Genomic DNA, 16,448 nt, shown 5'->3' with positions numbered 1-16,448 from the left:
CATAGCCGCGGAGCCGGAGAGGGGGCGGCGCCGAACCGTTATCTGTGCCCGAAGCCACCGAAACCGTGGCCGCCGAACGGGCCGTGCCCACCGAACAGGCCATGCCCGCCGAACGGACCGTGCCCACCGAACGGGCCGCGGCCGCCGCCGAAGGGCCCGCGGGGCGCCGGCCCGCCGCCGAACGGGCCGCGGCCACCCTCCAGCCGGGGCACGGGCGGCCCGAGCACCGGCACGCGCGGCACCGGAACGAACACGGGCGGGGGCAGCGCGGGAACCGGGACCGGCGGGGCCGCGGGCACCGGGGCGGCGGCGGGCGGGGCGATGGGATGCGGCACGGCCACCGGCGCGGGCTCCGGGATTTTCGGCAGGGCCTGGGGCACCGGCGCGGGCGCGGCGGGCTGCGTCGGGGCGACGATGTTTTCGTTCGGGCTGGGCCGCAGCGCCACCGTCGGGCGGATGCTGATCGCCAGCGCAATCTCAAGCACCACAACGGCGCTGATGAACACCACCGCCAGCATGCTGCCGACCAGCGCGATGGATTTGCGCCGCTGCGTGGTCTCCTCCAGGCCGATGACGGTGCCCGCCTCGGCGTCGTCGTCCGGCACGGCGCTGTACGCGACGTTGGGCTTGCCGTCGGCGTCGGGCGGCTCGGGAACGGTCCGGTATTCGGGCTGGTATCCGGGCAGCAGTCCGGGAAACTGGCCGGCCAGCGCCAACGGGTCGACCTCGCCGGTGCCGGGATCCAGCGCGTAGGCCAACGCCGCGGTCGACGACGCGAACAACGGCGCGTGCGCCGAGGCCAGCGCCGCACCGCGCGCGAGCGCCATCTCCGGCTCGTCGGGCACCGACAGCTGAAGGGAGGTCGCGGCCTCCAGCGTTGGCTTGATCAACGGGATGTCGACGCCGGAACCGACGACGACCACGCCGTCGGGGCGCGTTTCCAGCGCCTCGGCACCCGAGACCAGCTCGACGAGCTCGGCCACCGCCTGGTCTTCGTCCTCGGCCAGAACCCTGCGGTACACGTCGCAGATCGACCCGTCCGCGCTGTCGACGACCGCCAACGTCGCGGTGTACGGCTCGACGAAGAGCAGCGCGGTGCGCGCGTAGTTGGTCGCGTCGCCCACGGCCTGGGTGAGCGCGGCGGCGGCCATGAACGCCGAGACGAGCATCACGTTCTCGACCTTGTGGGCGACGAGGGCGTCGCGCAGCATGGCGGCCTCGATGTGATCGGTCCAGGTCACTCCAGTCGAGAGCAGCCGGTAGCCGCCTTCGGCCGCGCCCTCGCGGGTTCCGAGGATGGCGGAGACCACCTGGTTGGGCGCCGTGGACGGACCTCTCGAGCCGGGAGCACCCAGGCCGACGTCGAACTTTTCCTCGTCGACGGTGGCCCCGTCGGCGCCTTCGCCTTCGACCAGCACCATGCGGACGTTCGTCGGCGCCATCGAGACGCCAAGCACGATGCCCACCACGGTTAGAAACTCCCTCAGTTTGCTTGCTGTGCTACGACGGCAATGCGCCGACGACACATTAAGTACTTAGCTAGCACGGATTTACGGCCACAGCAGCGCGCGGGCTCGAGCATCCGGGATTAGCTGGGCGTTATGAAGTTCTGATTACGGGGCGGCGCGGTTTTTCGGCTTGGCCCAACATCTCGACCGTACCCGCACCACCGCGGGGTGTTAAGCACAAGTCGACGTGCGTTAACCGTTTTGCAACGCTGAGTAACGCCGGCCGGCGGCTAGTGGTGCCCACCGCCGCTGTGGCCGCCCCCGCCGCTGTGGCCGCCGCCGAAGCCACCGCCACCGCCGAAGCCGCCACCCCCGCCGAAGCCGCCACCGCCGTGCCCGCCGCCGCCGAAGGGACCGCCTCCGCCGCCGAACGGACCGCCGCCGATCGGACCGCCGCCGCCGTGCCCGCCGCCGCCGAACGGACCGCCCCCGCCGAACGGACCGCCACCGCCGAACGGACCGCCGCCGCCGGGCGCACCGCCGCCGGGGCCTCCGCCGGGGATGTGGATGGGGCCACCGCCGCCAAACGGTCCGCCTCCGCCGAACGGGCCGCCACCGCCGGGCTGACCGCCGCCGGGGCCTGCGCCGGGGATGTGGATGGGGCCACCGCCGCCAAACGGTCCACCGCCCCCGAACGGCCCGCCGCCGGTGCCCGGCTCCGGGATATGCCCGGTGCCGGGGCCACCCGGGATGGGCAGCGGGTTTTGTACGGGCGGCTGGTGCGGAATCGTGCCGCTGCCCGGCACCGGCCATTGCGGCTGCGGGACGTGCACCGGCGATTGGGGCACAACGGGCTGGGGCAGCGGCAGGCGCGGCGCCTGGATCACCGGCGGGCTGATCACCGGGTTGGGAATGGGCACGCGGACCGGCGGCACCGGGATCGGCGCCACGGGTGGCAGCACGACCGGGACGGGTATCACCGGGTCGATCGGGGGGGCCGCGGGAACCGGAGGGGCCACCGGAGCCGCGGGCAGCGGTGCGGGGGCGGGCGCGTTCAACGGCATGGGCGCCGACATCGGCTGCGGCAGGTTGATCTTCGGCATCGCGGGGGCCGCCTCGACCGGCGCGGGCGCCTGTTGCGTTGGCACGATGAGGTTTTGGCCCGGCGTGGGCCGCAGCGCCACGGTGCCCGTCGTGCGGATTCCGATGGCCAGCGCGATCTCCAGCGCCAGCACCGCGCTGATGCCGACCACCGCCAAGCTGCTGCCGATCAGCAGGACCGGCCTGCGGCGCGGTGGCTCCTGTTCCTGGACGAACAGCTTCTCGATGAGGACGGTCGGCGCGTCGGCGTCGTCGTCACGCACCGCGCTGTAGGCCAGCTCGTCGCCGAGTTCGGTTCCGGCACCGAGGTATTCGGGAAGGACGTAGTGGTCGACGGCACCGGTGCCCGGGTCCTGGGCGTAGGCGAGCGCCGCGGTCGATGACGCGAACAACGGCGCGTTCGCCGACGCCAGGGCCGCACCGCGGGCCAGCGCGGTCTCCGGCTCCTCCGGCGCGCTCACGTCAAGCGACGTCGCCGACTCCAGCGCCGGCTTGATCGGGGCGATGTCGACGCCCGAGCCGACCACGAACAGCCCGTCGGGCGCCAGCTCCGCCTTTTCCAGGCCGGCGACCATCCCGCTCAGTTGGGTGATCGCGTCGTCGTAGGACTCGGCGTAGATCGGTTGCCTGTAGACGTCGGCGATGGAACCGTCGGACGTCTCGACGACGGCCAGAGTTGCGGTGTCGGGCTCGATGTACAGCACCGCAGTGCGCTCGTAACCGACTGCTACGCCGACACTTTGGGCCAGCGCGGCCGCCGCCAGAAACGCCGACACCAGCATGACGTTCTCGATCTTGTGGGCGGCCAGCGCGTCGCGCAACGCGGCCGCGTCGAGTTGGTCGGTCCACGTCACACCGATCGCCGACAGCTCCAGGCCGGCGTCGGCCGCGCCCTCGCGGGTGCCGAGGATGGCGGCGACTACCTGGTCGGATGCGCTCGCGGTGGCCGCGTCGTTGGCACCGGTGACGTCGATCTCGTCTTCTTCTACCGTTGCGCCGTCGGCGTTTTCGCCTTCCAGGACGACCATCTGGATCGACGCCGGCGCCATTGACACGCCGAGCACGATGTCCAATACAACCCCCTCCAAAGGTATTGCTGGCGAAGCCATGGCCGAGCGGGTGGTAACCACGGACCACTACATCCTCGCGTAAATACGCTGTGGCGGAGCGCTGTCTAAGCTATGTAGACCTTATGAAGTTCTGGTAGGAGCGCGACGGCGTCGGTCCCCGCTGACCCTGGTACTTCGACCCGACGTGCGAGCTGCCGTAGGGGTGCTCCGCCGGGCTGGTCAACCGCAGAATGCACAGCTGACCGATCTTCATGCCCGGCCACAGGGTGATCGGCAGGTTCGCGACGTTGGACAGCTCGAGCGTGATGTGCCCGCTGAAGCCCGGATCGATGAAGCCGGCGGTCGAGTGCGTCAGCAGACCCAGGCGGCCCAGCGACGACTTGCCCTCCAGGCGCCCCGCGAGGTCGTCGGGCAGGGTGAACAGCTCCAGCGTCGAGCCGAGCACGAACTCGCCGGGATGCAGCACGAACGGTTCCCCGTCGACGGGCTCCACCAGGCTGGTCAGCTCGTCCTGCTGCTTCGCCGGGTCGATGTGGGTGTAGCGGGTGTTATTGAACACCCGGAACATGCAGTCGAGGCGCACGTCGATGCTCGACGGCTGCACCAACGTGTCGTCGTAGGGGTCGATACCCAAGCGGCCGGAGTTGATTTCGGCCCGAAGATCGCGATCGGAGAGCAGCACCCGCTGAGCCTATCCGCTGCTATCGGGCCGTCGTCCTGGCTTCAGTCCGCGAGGTACTCTTCGCCACCCTTCGGGTAGCCGCCCCCGGTGGTCGTGACGTGGACGTGGTCGTAGTGGCCGAGCCTGCTCGCCTGCGCTCCGCCGGGCGTGTAGTAGACGCCACGCCAGATCGCGTCCTGGATGCCGAAGCGCGACGCGTTCCTCATCACGTAGGCGACGATCGCGTTGCCCAGCGCGATGCCGTCGGAGCTGCCCGGGTCGGGGATCATCACGTCGACGGCCAACCCCATGGGGTGCCAGGGCAGCGGATCCGGTCGCACGCCGCCGATCTGATGGATCTGCGGGAACTGCACGCTGATGGCGCGTTCGACCAGGATCGTGCGGACCTGCAGGCCCTGCTCCGGCGCGATCCCGACGGGCAGGAAGCGCGACCGGGTGTGGTACCTCGACGCGGCGGCCAGCCGGGTGTCGGGCGCTTTTGCGGACGTATTCGCTGCCGCGGTGACGATTTGCAGGCAGCACGGCTCGATATCGCTGATAACGGGCTTGGCCTCTTCGCGCGTTGGTAATGGACGGACGTCGCCGGCGGCGGCGAAGAAGATGGTGGCGGGAGCGAGCAGCGCAGCCAGCACTACTGGCGACTTTCGCCGCTTCTTGGCTAACCGATGCCGACCCACGCCGAGCACATTACGGGTAGATCACGAAATAATAAACATCGAATGGCTATTGACCAGGTCACAGGCAATAGCGCCATTCGCAGGACGCTTTGTGGGTGGATCGGCACCCGCAGCTAGGCGACGCTGGGCTGCCCCGGGTCCGACTGGTCGCGTTGGCTGCGAGTGCTCGACCGTTCCACCGTGGACAACTCCGCAGAAACGAAAGATGAACGCTTGGTTGAACTTCGGAACTCCCGAGCAGAAAATCCCCCGCGCTGGGAACTCTCGTTACGAGTGTCATGTGGAGCTTGGAGGTGGTGGGGAAATGATCAAGAAGATGTGTGGATGCCTGCTCGGCGCCGCGATGGCCCTGATGCTGGTGCCCGCGGCCGTCGCCAGGGCCGACGATAAGGATGCAGAATTTACCAACTACCTGGCGTCGAACGGCATTCACCTCGGTAACGCGTCCCAGACCGGGAATATGGGGCGCACGATGTGCCAAGACCTTTCCGCCGGGTACAGCCAGAACGACGAGATCGACCAGCTGAAACTACGGATGGACCAGAATCAAGCCAGGCTGTTCGTCCTCGCTGCCACCGCGGAGTACTGCCCCGAAAAGCACAAGTCCTAACTCAGCTTCCGCGCGCTGTTGAGCGCAGCGCGACAGCTGAGCCAAGGCGCACCAGGCTCGTGAGCGTCGTCCCTCGGCGCTCAAGGCTTTTTCGAACCGAGTTTGTGCAGCGGCCTGTCACTCAGCCGCTAGACTGTCACCGCTGTAAAGCTTGCGCAGCTCACAGCGACCGCGCCGATGTAGTTCAATGGCAGAACATCAGCTTCCCAAGCTGAATACGCGGGTTCGATTCCCGTCATCGGCTCCACGCTGACCAGGACACTCCCGCCGCTACACCGCTATGCCTAGGGGACCTATACCTCGCCCGTACCCCGAACGACTCCCGTCGGTCGTGCTGCCGCGGGTCCGGTACGCCTCCGACTGCGCCCATCAAGGTTGCGGCAGGACCTGCCAAGAAGCGCGGCGGCGGCGGCGCGCCCCGACCGGGATCATCCGTCGCCTCATCGCCGACATCCGGTCGGGCCGGATCAACGCGCGCGATCGGGTGAGCCCTCTGGCCGATCGACCGGATCGAGGAGGCGATCGCGGCCCTGAAGGCGGGCTAGGTCACGCGCGCGGTTCTCGACCACCACCGATAGATGGGGTGCGCAAAGCGTGGGGCGCTTCGATGCGAACCTATGATTGCGCAGCACGACTTGAAATGGACCAGCAGCAGGAGATCATGAGCACGACACAGCTTGCCCTGGAGGGTATCCGGGTCATCGACATGACCCGCGTCTTCGCCGGCCCGCTCAGCGCGCAGATACTGGGCGACCTGGGGGCTGACGTCATCAAGGTGGAGCGGCCGGGCAGCGGTGACGAAGGGCGCGCTTACGGTCTTGCCTCGGTCGAGGGCAAGGATGGCAAGGACCTTCGCCAGTCCGGCTTCTTCACCGCGTCGAACCGCAACAAGCGGTCGATCACGGTCGACCACTCCAAGCCGGAGGGGCAGGACATCCTGCGTGCCTTGGTCAAGACCGCGGACATCCTGATCGAGAATTACAAGGTCGGCGACCTCAAGCGGTTCGGGCTGGATTATGAGAGCCTGCAGGCGATCAATCCCCGCCTCATCTACTGCTCGATCACCGGATTTGGCCAGACTGGGCCGATGGCGGCGCGCGCGGGCTACGACGGGTTGTTCCAGGCGAGCGGCGGCATGATGGCCGTGACCGGCATCCCCGAAGGCCAGCCCGGCGCGGGGCCGGTGAAGGCCGGTCCCAGCCTGGTCGATTTCGTGACCGGCCACAACAGCGCCATCGCGATCCTCGCCGCGCTGCACCATCGCAACAGCACGGGCGAGGGCCAATATATCGACATGGCGCTGCTCGACAGTTCCGTGGCGATGATCTGCCACATCATGCAGGACTATCTCATCAACGGCGTCCAGCCGGAGCGTCTGGGCAATGGCGGCAACGGCGGCGGCCCCGCCGACCTCATCCAGGCGCGCGACGGCATGACGTACATCACGGCCGGCAGCGACGCCCACTGGCGGCGCATGGCGGAGTTGATGGGCCAGCCCGAGCTCTACGCCGACCCGCGCTTCGACACCAACGCGAAGCGGGCCAAGACCAATCGCGCGGAGTTGATCGACATCATCAACGTGTGGAGCCGGCAGTTCACGACGGAGGAGCTTCAGGCGAAGTTCGATAGCGTGGGGATCCCGGCCGCGCGCTATAACGATCTGGCGGAGGTCTGGGACGATCCGCAGGTGCAGCATCGGCGCCTGCGCGCGACGACGCCGCATGTGTGGGCCGCTGCCGGATCGGTCGACCTGATCGGCAGCCCGCTGGCGGGCATGAGCGCGACGCCTGCGACGATCCGCAGCGCGCCGCCGCTGATCGGCGAGCACAACGCAGAGATACTGGGCGAACTGGGCTATGACGCGGCGCGGATCGCGGGCTTGCAGGAGCAGGCGATCATCTGATCCCGGTCACAGCCCAATGTCGCAGTCGATGGTTCGATCTTTTCGGCCCATGGATGACACCATGTTCGCCAACGGCGTGGTTGGGCAGTCCGAAGCCGCCGACGCGCAGCCGGCTTTCGCTGGCCATCGCGCTGACCCCGATGAGCGCGCTGGGCGTCTTGCAGGCGCCCGCGGACGAGCCGGGATCGCTGCCCGGAATCGCCAATGCCTCCTACGGCATCGGCGGCTCGCTCGGGTTTGCCTGGGCCGGAACGGTTGTCGGGGCGGGCACCGCGGCCAGCTACCACTCCGGGTTGTGGCTCTGCGCCGCCATCGGCGCCGTCGCCGTCGTGGCGAGCCTGATCCTGAAACCGCGGCCCAGCGTCACGACGGCCGGTAGCGGCCCCGCTCGGTGACGACCGCGGTGATGAGCTCGGCCGGCGTCACGTCGAAGGCCGGGTTGTAGACGCCCGCGTCCGGCGGCGTGATCGCGGTGCCGGCGAACGTCCGAAGTTCGTCGGGCGCGCGCTCCTCAATCGCAATCTCGGCCCCGGTGGGCAGGGAAGCGTCGATGGTGGACGACGGCGCGACGACGACGAGTGGCACGTCGTGATGGTGCGCCGCGATGGCCAGGCCGTAGGTGCCGATCTTGTTGGCGACGTCGCCGTTGGCCGCGATCCGGTCGGCGCCGACGAGCACGCAGTCGACGAGGCCGCCCGCCATCGCCGCGGCGGCGGCGCCGTCCGGCTGCACCCGGTAGGGCACGCCCGCCTGTGCCAGCTCCCATGCGGTGAGCCGGGCGCCCTGCAGCAGCGGGCGGGTCTCGTCGACCAGCACGGACTCGACGAGTCCGCGCTCGTGCAGGTGCCACACAACCCCGAGCGCGCTGCCCCAGGCCACCGTCGCGAGGTGCCCGGCGTTGCAGTGGCTGAGCAGCCGCAGCGGCCGACGGTCGCACAGTTCCAGGACGGTCTCGGCGGCGTGGGCCGACGCGGCGCGGTTGAGGCGTTCGTCGTCGTCGAGGATTTCCAGCGCCTCGGCGAGCACGGCGTCGGCGCCCTCGTCGAGCTTGTTGAGAGCGCGCCCGACTCCCCAGCTGAGGTTGACGGCGGTCGGTCGCGCTTTGGCGACTCGTTCGGCCGACGCGCGAACGTCGCCTCCCTCGCGGACCGCGAGCACGACGCCGAGCGCGCCCGCCGCGCCGAGCGCCGGGGCACCGCGGACGGCCAGGCGGCGGATCGCGTCGACCAGCTCGTCGACGGTGCGCAGGGTGAGCTCGCGATAGTCGGCCGGCAGCGCGGTCTGGTCGATGATCGTGACCGCGTCGCCGTCCCAATCGATGGTCCTGCGCACGAGCCGACCCTAGCCCGCCCGGCTTGGGGTTCTTAAGGCCTACACAGCTTCGCCAGGATTCTGATACAGCTTTCCGCGCGACGATCGGTCAGGCGGTGACCGGCCGTCGAAATGCTGGGAGGCGTGCCTCGTGGAAATTGTGCTCGGAGTCTCGCTGGCGCCAGACTCGGTTCAGATGGTGCTGCTGCAGGGCGAAAACGCCGATGGCGCAACGGTAGACGAGAAAGAGTTCGCGGTCACCGCCGCGGACGATTCGCCCACCGTCAGCGCGTCCGATCGGGCGATCGCGGCCATTCTGGGAACCCGCGAGGACGCGGTCGGTGCCGGCATCGAACTTTCCGCCGTCGGGGTGGCCTGCACCGACCAACTCGAAGCGACAGCGCTGCGCGATGCGCTGGCCGCCCACAAGCTCGAGAACGTCATGCTGGTCTCGACGTTTCTGGCCGCGACGTCATTGACCCAATCCGTGGGTGGCGCAATGGGTTACGAACGCACCGCGGTGCTTTTCGTGGAGCCAGACACCGCGACCTTGGCCGTGGTCGAAACCTCCGACGGTTCCGTCGCCGATGTCCAGAAAGAACTGTTGGACAGCGCGTCCGGAGAGTGCGCAACCGCGAAGCTGATGGAGATGGTCGCCGGGCTCGCCGAGCTGCCAGACGGCCCGGACGGCCTATTCGTGGTTGGCTCCGGTGTCGACGTCGCCCCGATCAAGCCGTGGCTGGAAGAGGCGACTCCGCTCAGCGTGAGTACGCCCGAAGAGCCGGAGACGGCGCTGGCCCGCGGGGCGGCCCTGGCGTCCGCAAATGCGCCGTTGTTTGCGTCGTCGACCGCCGCGCTGGCGTACGCACAGGACCCGGGCACCGGCGCGCTCGACTCGAGCACCCTGCCCGACTATCTGCGCGTCCCCGATGCCGGGCTTGTCGATGACGAATTCGCTTACAGCGCAGTGGAAGACGACGAGGCGAGCGCTCCGACCGTCGTCATGTCCGCCGGCGATCAGGAAAGCGAGCCCCGTTCCAGGCCCGGCCTGCTGGTCGGCAGCGCGGTGGCGGTCGCCGCCATCAGCGCGGCGATGGCACTGGAGATAGCCCTGTCGGTCGGCGTCCACACGACGGTCGGAATGCTGCCCGCACCGCTGCAAAATCTCCTTGCCCCGGCAGAGCACGTATTCGCGCCCGCGCCTTGGCAAGTGGCGGCCACCAAGGCGGAGGCACCCAAGCCGTTGAGTCTGCCCGCGGGCGCGCCGCCGGCAGCGCCGGTCCCGGCGGCCGCGGCTCCGGCGGCTCTTCCGCCCGCGGCTCCAGTTCCAGCGGCTCCGGCCCCGGAGGCGCCGGCTCCGGCGGCGCCGCTTCCGGCCGTGCCGTTTCCCGTCGTCGTGATCCCGCCGATAGCGCCGCGCCCCCTTCCGCCGCTTTGGTTCGCCGACCCACCGGCGAGCCCACCCGTGATCCAGGCTCCGCCACACCCGTCGCCGCCGGCCGAGCCACCGCCGGTCCACGTGCCACCGCCGCACTCGCCGCCACCCCACCAAACCCCGCCGGGGCACGGGCCGGGCACCAACCCTGGTGGCACGGAGAGCAGGCCTCCGGGCAACACGGGCGACGGCGGCCCTGCCAACGGTCCAGGCTCCACCCACGGGACTCCCGGCGATACGCCGCCCGAAAGCGGCGAACCCGCTACCGGTCCCGGGCCGAGCCACGGCAACCCCGGCGACACGCCACCCGAAAGCGGCGGACCCGCCACTGGTCCCGGACCGAGCCACGGCAACCCTGACGGCATCCCGCCCGAGAGCGGCGGACCCGTCACCGGGCCCGGACCGAGCCACGGCAACCCCGGCGTTACACCACCCGAGGGCGGCGGACCCGTCGGCGTCGGCACTCCCGCCGGCGGCGGACCCGTCGGCGTCGGCACTCCCGCCGGCGGCACGACCCCCGGCGGTAGCGGGCCCGCCGGCGGTGGCGGCATCCCAGGCGGCAGTGGGCCGGCCGGCGGTGGCGGCAGCCCAGTTGGTGGCGGCGGCTCCCTTGGCGGCAGCTCCCTCGGAGGCGGCTCCCTCGGCGGAGGCAGCTCCCTCGGCGGAGGCAGCTCCATCGGCGGCAGCTCCATCGGCGGCGGCAGCTCCATCGGCGGCGGCAGCTCCATCGGCGGCGGCAGCTCAGGCGGCAGCTCGATCGGCGGCGGCAGCTCGGGCGGCGGCGGCCACCACTAGCCGTCCTAGAGCCTCCCGGCAGCGAAGCCGGCGGCCTGATCCACCAGACCCGAGTCGATGTATGACGGTTGCAGATGCGACGGCCAGTTCAGGCCTCTCCCGCAGATGGGGTCGCCCGGCGCGCACTGGTCGATCGTCTTACCGGCGAAGGCGGGCCCGACTCCGTGGGTGCCGTTGCCGAACAAAGCGACCGCTGCGATGTGCTGATCCACGCCCGGCGGCAGGGGGTTGGTAAATCCGAATCCCGAACGCCCACCGGTGACAAGATCGGCCACCTCGGCACCCAACGAATAGCCGCCGAGCACCATGCGCGTATTCGGGCAATTCTTGGCCATGAATTGGACGTGGGCGCTCATATCGTTGGCGCCGCTTCCGGTGCTGATGTTGGCGGGATAGTTGACCCCATACTCGCCGACCGACATACGCGTCTTGCCGCGCAGCGAATTGACCAGCGCGTCGCCGACCGCGCCGACGCCCGGTGGTTCTTCTCGGCCGCGCGCGAAAACCACTTCGGCGTCGGGACATGCCGCCGATGCCGACGGAATCAGCGTCGCTAGCGGAACCGGCGCAATCAGCAACGCTGCGGCGAGCGAGGCGGCGGCGACAAGCCTCATGACGCGATTTTACGGACTTACTGACATCGGGTCAGCCCCGTCGGCGCATCATCTTGGGGGGTGAGCACAAGCGGAGAGGATCTGCGATGACGACGATCTATTACGAATCCGACGCCGACCTCTCGGTGCTCGACGGGCAACGCGTTGCCGTCGTCGGGTACGGCAATCAGGGTCGGTCGTGGGCCCTCAACCTGCGTGACTCGGGCCTCGCCGTGGACGTCTTCGCCCGGGCCGACGCCTCGCGCGAGCTGGCCGAGGCCGACGGCTTCACGCCCCGCGAGATCGAGGCGGCCAGCGAGTGCGACGTCATCTGCACCCTCATCCCCGACGACGTCATCCCCGAGCTGCCCATCACCCCCAAACCGGACGCGCTGTGGGTGCTTGCGTCGGGCTACGTGATGGCCTTCGACCGGATCGACCCCGATTGCGACCTCGGCATGGTCGCTCCCCGGATGCTCGGTCCCGAGGTGCGCGAGTGCTATTTGGAGGGCGTCGGGTTCATCACCGCGCTCGGCATCGGCAAGGACAACTCCGGGACGGCGCTGGCCCGCACGCTGGCCATCGGCTGGGCCATCGGCGGCCTGCGCCAGGGCGCGATCGAGATGACCCCGCGCCAGGAGGCCGTCCTGGATCTCGCGGTGGAGCAGGTGCTCGCCCCCGCGCTGGGCCGGGTCTCCAAGAGCTTCGTCGAGCTGATGTCCCGGGCCGGCATCCCGCTCGAGGCGATCATCACCGAACTCGTGCTCTCGGGCGAGGTCGAACGCAGCTACCGGCTGCTGCGGCTCGAGGGCTACGCCGGCCAGATGCGCTACCACTCACCGACCAGCCAGTACGGCCAGATGTCACGGGCGGATCGCTACGACGGCCTCGACGTCCTTCAGGTGATGCGCGAGGTGCTCAGTGACATCGAGTCGGGCAGGTTCGCCGACGAGTGGGACGCCGAGCGCGACGCCGGCTACCCGAATCTGGAGCGGATGCGGGCCGAGCGGCTCAATCCCGCGGTCGTCTCCTTCGAGGAAGATTTGCGCGCCCGGCTGGGCGAGAGGAACCACCATTTAGGAGCCTTCTAGCAGATAAGAGTGAAATTCGGAACGGGTGATTTCTTGCCGGCCGGGTAACCGCAGAAGGCGACTTGTGAAAATCGCGGCTTTCGAGCGATACTTTTGCCATCTCGAAATGGCTCGATGAGGCGCTAGGAGGACGGGCATGTCGGGTCTGGTCGCGGCGCCAGGGCTCATCAGCACGGCCGCAACGGATTTGGCGAATATCGGCTCGACGCTGAGCGCCGCGAACAGCGCGGCTGCCGGCTCGACCGCCTCGGTGCCCGCCGCCGCCGCCGACCAGGTATCGGCCGCCGTGGCGCAGTTGCTCTCCGCGCACGGCCAGGAATACCAGGCGCTCGCCGGGCAGGTGGAGGCCTTTCACCAGCAATTCACGCAGAACCTGCAGGCCGGCGCGGGGGCCTACACCAGCGCCGAGGCCGCGAACGCCGCGGTCATGCAGCCCCTCGCCGCCGTCGCGAGCGCGGTCGCCGGCGCCGCCGTCCCCGCCGCCAACCCGGTGGGCCAGTTCTTTAACCAGCTCTTGGTCGACCTGCAGAACTTAATCGGCCGTTTCCTATTCTTTTTGTTCGCACCAGTCCTGGACCCGATTATCAACTCATTAGCCAACGCCATTGCCACGGCAATTGTCCAAGGCCTCTTCAAGTAGGCCCACCGCTAAATCAGCCCGGTAACCCGTTCGGCCCATTGGGTCCGAACAGGTAATACCCACCGAAGCCGCCTTGCCCGCCGACGCCGGGGATGTTCCCGACGCCGCCGTTGCCGCCGGCGCCGCCGATGCCGAAGAGCAGGCCGCCGTAGCCGCCCTGGCTGCCGTTGCCGCCAAAGGCCAGGCCGGGCGCACCGTAGCCGTTACCGCCGTGCCCGCCGAGGCCGAACAGGAGGCCGCCGAGCCCGCCGAGCCCACCCGTGCCGCCGTGACCGCCGGCCTGGGCGACACCGCCGTCACCGCCGGCGCCGCCGATGCCGAAGAAGGAACCGCCCGCGTAGATGCTGCCGGCGCCATCGCTGAACACGTAGCCGTTGTCGCCGCCGACGCCGCCGGGCCCGCCGGTGCCGCCGGGCGTCAGGGCGGTGCCGCCGGCGCCGCCGTGGCCGCCGAGGCCGAAGACGAGACCGCTGCCGCTGCCGCCCTGGCCACCCTGGCCGCCGATGTTGCCGGCGCCCACGGCCGCCCCGCCGGCGCCGCCGTCGGCGCCGGTGCCGATGAGGTTGAACAGCGCGCCGCCGCTGCCGCCGTCACCGCCGACGCCCGCGAGCCCGTTGCTGAAGTTCAGGCTGGAACCGCCGGCGCCGCCCGCGCCGCCCAGGCCGTAGATCAAGCTGCTGCCGTTGCCGCCGGCGGCGCCCCAGCCGGCGACGAAGCCGTTGCCACCGGTCCCGCCGATGCCGCCGTTGCCGATCAGGAACCCGCCGTTCCCGCCGAAGCCGCCGTCGCCGCCGACGCCGTTGACGCTGACACCGCCGGTCCCGCCGCCGCCGCCGTTGCCGAAAAGTCCGACGGCACTGCCGCCGTTGCCGCCGAAGCCCGCCACCCCGGCGCCGATCGCGTTCCCGCCGTTTCCGCCGCGGCCGCCATCGCCGAACAAGAACCCGCCGCTGCCGCCGCTGCCGCCGTTCTGGCCGGGCCCGCCGGATCCGCCGGCCCCGCCGTTGCCCCACAGCAGCCCGCCATTCTGGCCGTTGGCGCCGGTGCCGGGGGTGCCGTCGGCGCCGTTGCCGATCAGCGGACGGCCCAGCAGCGCCTCGAAGGGCGCGTTGATGTCGTTGAGGACCCCCTGCAGGGGATTGGCATTGGCGGCCTCGGCCGCGGCGTAGGAGCCCGCACCCGCATTCAGCAGCTCGACAAACCGCTGGTGAAACGCCGCCGCGTCGGCGCTGATCGCCTGGTAGGCCTGCGCGTGCGCACCGAACAACGTTGCGACCGCCGCCGACACCTCGTCGGCGCCCGCGGCCGCCACCGCCGAGGTCGGGGCCGCCGCCGCCGCGTTGGCCGCGCTGATCGTGGAACCGACATTCGCCAGATCCGAGGCCGCCGCCGTCACGTACTCAGGGACCGCAACCAAATAGGACATCCCGACCTCCGACCGACGCGGCGACCGCCCGGTGGTCGCCGAATAGGCAAAATCGTTGTCGCGTGCCCGGCCTACCGATCCCAAGTTTCAGCGGTCATCGCAGCAACCCTCCGAGCAAACACCCGATCGCTGAGGCGACGCTAAGCGAGCACTGTGCCGGGGCTGTTAAACGGTCGCCGACGGCCGGAACACCGGCAGGATCCGGTATTTCGCGGCGAAACTCGCGTGGTCGTATCGCTCGCCGACCTCGCCGTCGTGCGCGACGACCGTCGGGCCGTCGACGGCCGAGAAGCTGAACTCCGGCACCTGCAGCTCGTGGTAGAGCTTGCTGCGCGACAGGCGGCCCAGCGCCAGCGCGGCCAGGATCCGGGTCCGCGCCCAGGGCCGGCCGGCCTCCAGGATGCGCACGTCGATCAGCCCGTCGTCCATGCGGGTGCGACACGCCGGCGCGAATCCACTCGGCAGATACACCGAGTTGCCGAGAAACAACAACGACGTCTGCAAGGTCTTGTTGTCGTAGCGGATGGTGACGGGCCGGTCGCTGCGCAGCGTGCGCAGCAGCGCGTAGAAGCTGGCCACCGGCTTGCCGACGCGCTTCTCCAATTTCTCGCGCCGCTGCACGAACTTCGGGTAGGCGCCGATGCTCGCGGTGTTGAGCACCATCCGAGTTTCGTTGAGGCACACCAGGTCGACGCGGACCACGCTGCCGCGCCGGATCGCGGCAACCGTCTTCGCCACCGTGTCGCAGCCGATGTCCTTGGCGAAGTGGTTGAACGTCCCGGCGGGAAAGACCGCCAACGGGAGTCCGGCGTCGATGGCGACCGACGCGGCGGCCGCCACGGTGCCGTCGCCGCCGCCGACCGCCAACACCTCGGCGCGTTCGGCCGCGCGGCGCAGTGCGGGCTCGGGGTCCTCGCCGGGCCCCAATTCGACGATCTCCGCCTTGGGCAGCTTGGCGCGGATCTCGTCGGCGACACGGGCGCCCGTGCCGCTGCCCGACGCCGGGTTGATGACGAGGACGACGCCGGCGCCGTCGGGCCGTTGCGGCGTGTCGACGATCAGCGGTTCGCTGCGGGGCAGCGCCGTTTCGGCGATCGGCGGCACGAGCCGGCCACCCAGCACCGCGACGCCGGCACCGATGCCGAATCCGGCGAGGACGTCACCCGGGTAGTGCGCGCCCGTCGCCACCCGCGACAGCCCGACCAGGCCGGCCAGCAGCGCCAGCACGAAGCCCAGCGGGGGATTCTCCAGCCCCACCCCGACGGCGAACGCGGCGGCGCTGGCCGAGTGCCCCGACGGCAACGAGTTGGAGGTGGGACGGCGGCGCACCCGCCTGACCAGTGGCACCGAGTCGTAGACGGGCCGCGGGCGCGGGCGGATTCGCTTGGCGACCTGGTTGGTGACCAGGCTGGTGACCCCGAGCGTGACGACGCCGCGGGTCGCGCCGCGCTGCGCGGACCGCTTGCCCGACGCGAGCAGCGCCGCCGCGATGGCCAGCCACAGCTTGGAGTGATCGGCCGCCCGGGTCAGCGGCGGCATGAGCGTGTCCAGCAGCGGGGTGGGCGTCTCGGCGATCGCCTCGAACAGCTCTCGATCGAGGGTGCCCAGTCCGCGGGTGATCTGCTCGACGCCGCGCGGGCGTTGCCAGGGCCGCTTGTTCATCGAC

At 70.2% G+C, this 16,448-nt stretch carries 14 protein-coding genes and 1 tRNA gene; 7 read left to right on the top strand and 8 right to left on the bottom strand.

Features of this window, described 5'->3' with window-relative positions:
• Positions 1–38: 38 nt before the first annotated feature.
• The 4 genes from AC5Y7V_RS03865 to AC5Y7V_RS03850 form a co-directional block, all read right to left on the bottom strand.
• Positions 39–1,469, bottom strand: coding sequence for a DUF7159 family protein (locus AC5Y7V_RS03865; RefSeq protein WP_499878701.1), 1,431 nt, complete (start codon positions 1,467–1,469; stop codon positions 39–41).
• A 269-nt stretch (positions 1,470–1,738) separates the two neighbouring features.
• Positions 1,739–3,622 carry a DUF7159 family protein gene (locus tag AC5Y7V_RS03860; RefSeq protein WP_499878700.1) on the bottom strand — a complete coding sequence of 628 codons (1,884 nt, stop codon included), beginning with the start codon at positions 3,620–3,622 and terminating at the stop codon, positions 1,739–1,741.
• Positions 3,623–3,728: 106 nt separating this feature from the next.
• Positions 3,729–4,301, bottom strand: a complete 573-nt coding sequence (dcd, locus tag AC5Y7V_RS03855; RefSeq protein ID WP_067152518.1) for a dCTP deaminase — start codon at positions 4,299–4,301, stop codon at positions 3,729–3,731.
• 41 nt (positions 4,302–4,342) lie between these two features.
• The gene (locus AC5Y7V_RS03850; protein ID WP_499878699.1) at positions 4,343–4,978 is read right to left on the bottom strand and encodes a VldE C-terminal domain-containing protein; all 636 of its coding nucleotides are present in this window, start codon (positions 4,976–4,978) and stop codon (positions 4,343–4,345) included.
• A 304-nt stretch (positions 4,979–5,282) separates the two neighbouring features.
• On the opposite strand from AC5Y7V_RS03850, the gene AC5Y7V_RS03845 reads away from it, so the two are divergent.
• The 4 genes from AC5Y7V_RS03845 to AC5Y7V_RS03830 all read left to right on the top strand — a co-directional run bounded on the left by AC5Y7V_RS03845 (position 5,283) and on the right by AC5Y7V_RS03830 (position 7,886).
• Complete coding sequence (locus tag AC5Y7V_RS03845; protein ID WP_499878698.1) at positions 5,283–5,588, top strand: DUF732 domain-containing protein; 306 nt, start codon at positions 5,283–5,285, stop codon at positions 5,586–5,588.
• Between the two features lie 173 nt (positions 5,589–5,761).
• Positions 5,762–5,835 (top strand) — tRNA-Gly (locus tag AC5Y7V_RS03840).
• Positions 5,836–6,228: 393 nt separating this feature from the next.
• Entirely contained in the window at positions 6,229–7,491 is a 1,263-nt protein-coding gene (locus tag AC5Y7V_RS03835) for a CaiB/BaiF CoA transferase family protein (RefSeq protein ID WP_499878697.1), read from the top strand.
• A gap of 80 nt (positions 7,492–7,571) precedes the next feature.
• Positions 7,572–7,886 (top strand): hypothetical protein, encoded by a 315-nt coding sequence (locus AC5Y7V_RS03830; RefSeq protein WP_499878696.1) that lies wholly within the window; start codon positions 7,572–7,574, stop codon positions 7,884–7,886.
• On the opposite strand, the gene mtnA is transcribed toward AC5Y7V_RS03830, so the two are convergent.
• Positions 7,855–8,823 (bottom strand): S-methyl-5-thioribose-1-phosphate isomerase, encoded by a 969-nt coding sequence (gene mtnA / locus AC5Y7V_RS03825; RefSeq protein ID WP_499878695.1) that lies wholly within the window; start codon positions 8,821–8,823, stop codon positions 7,855–7,857. The genes AC5Y7V_RS03830 and mtnA overlap by 32 nt on opposite strands.
• Before the next feature lie 130 nt (positions 8,824–8,953).
• Between mtnA and AC5Y7V_RS03820 the strand changes: the two genes are divergently transcribed.
• On the top strand, positions 8,954–11,032 hold the full coding sequence (locus AC5Y7V_RS03820) for a proline-rich domain-containing protein (RefSeq protein WP_499878694.1): 2,079 nt from the start codon (positions 8,954–8,956) through the stop codon (positions 11,030–11,032).
• Positions 11,033–11,037: 5 nt separating this feature from the next.
• On the opposite strand, the gene AC5Y7V_RS03815 is transcribed toward AC5Y7V_RS03820, so the two are convergent.
• Positions 11,038–11,646 carry a cutinase family protein gene (locus tag AC5Y7V_RS03815; protein WP_499878693.1) on the bottom strand — a complete coding sequence of 203 codons (609 nt, stop codon included), beginning with the start codon at positions 11,644–11,646 and terminating at the stop codon, positions 11,038–11,040.
• 86 nt (positions 11,647–11,732) lie between these two features.
• Here AC5Y7V_RS03815 and AC5Y7V_RS03810 point away from each other — a divergent pair, with 86 nt between their 5' ends.
• Both AC5Y7V_RS03810 and AC5Y7V_RS03805 read left to right on the top strand, forming a co-directional pair.
• Positions 11,733–12,716: an NAD(P)-binding domain-containing protein gene (locus AC5Y7V_RS03810; protein ID WP_499878692.1), complete on the top strand. Its 984-nt coding sequence runs from the start codon at positions 11,733–11,735 to the stop codon at positions 12,714–12,716.
• Between the two features lie 136 nt (positions 12,717–12,852).
• Positions 12,853–13,356 carry a PE family protein gene (locus AC5Y7V_RS03805; protein ID WP_499878691.1) on the top strand — a complete coding sequence of 168 codons (504 nt, stop codon included), beginning with the start codon at positions 12,853–12,855 and terminating at the stop codon, positions 13,354–13,356.
• A gap of 13 nt (positions 13,357–13,369) precedes the next feature.
• Here the strand turns inward: AC5Y7V_RS03805 and AC5Y7V_RS03800 are convergent, their stop codons facing one another.
• Positions 13,370–14,782, bottom strand: coding sequence for a PE family protein (locus tag AC5Y7V_RS03800; RefSeq protein WP_499878690.1), 1,413 nt, complete (start codon positions 14,780–14,782; stop codon positions 13,370–13,372).
• A 165-nt stretch (positions 14,783–14,947) separates the two neighbouring features.
• Complete coding sequence (locus AC5Y7V_RS03795) at positions 14,948–16,444, bottom strand: bifunctional phosphatase PAP2/diacylglycerol kinase family protein (protein WP_499878689.1); 1,497 nt, start codon at positions 16,442–16,444, stop codon at positions 14,948–14,950.
• Positions 16,445–16,448: the final 4 nt, after the last annotated feature.

The organism is Mycobacterium sp. NGS34, from assembly GCF_059812845.1.
This window is presented reverse-complemented; position numbering and strand designations above follow the sequence as displayed.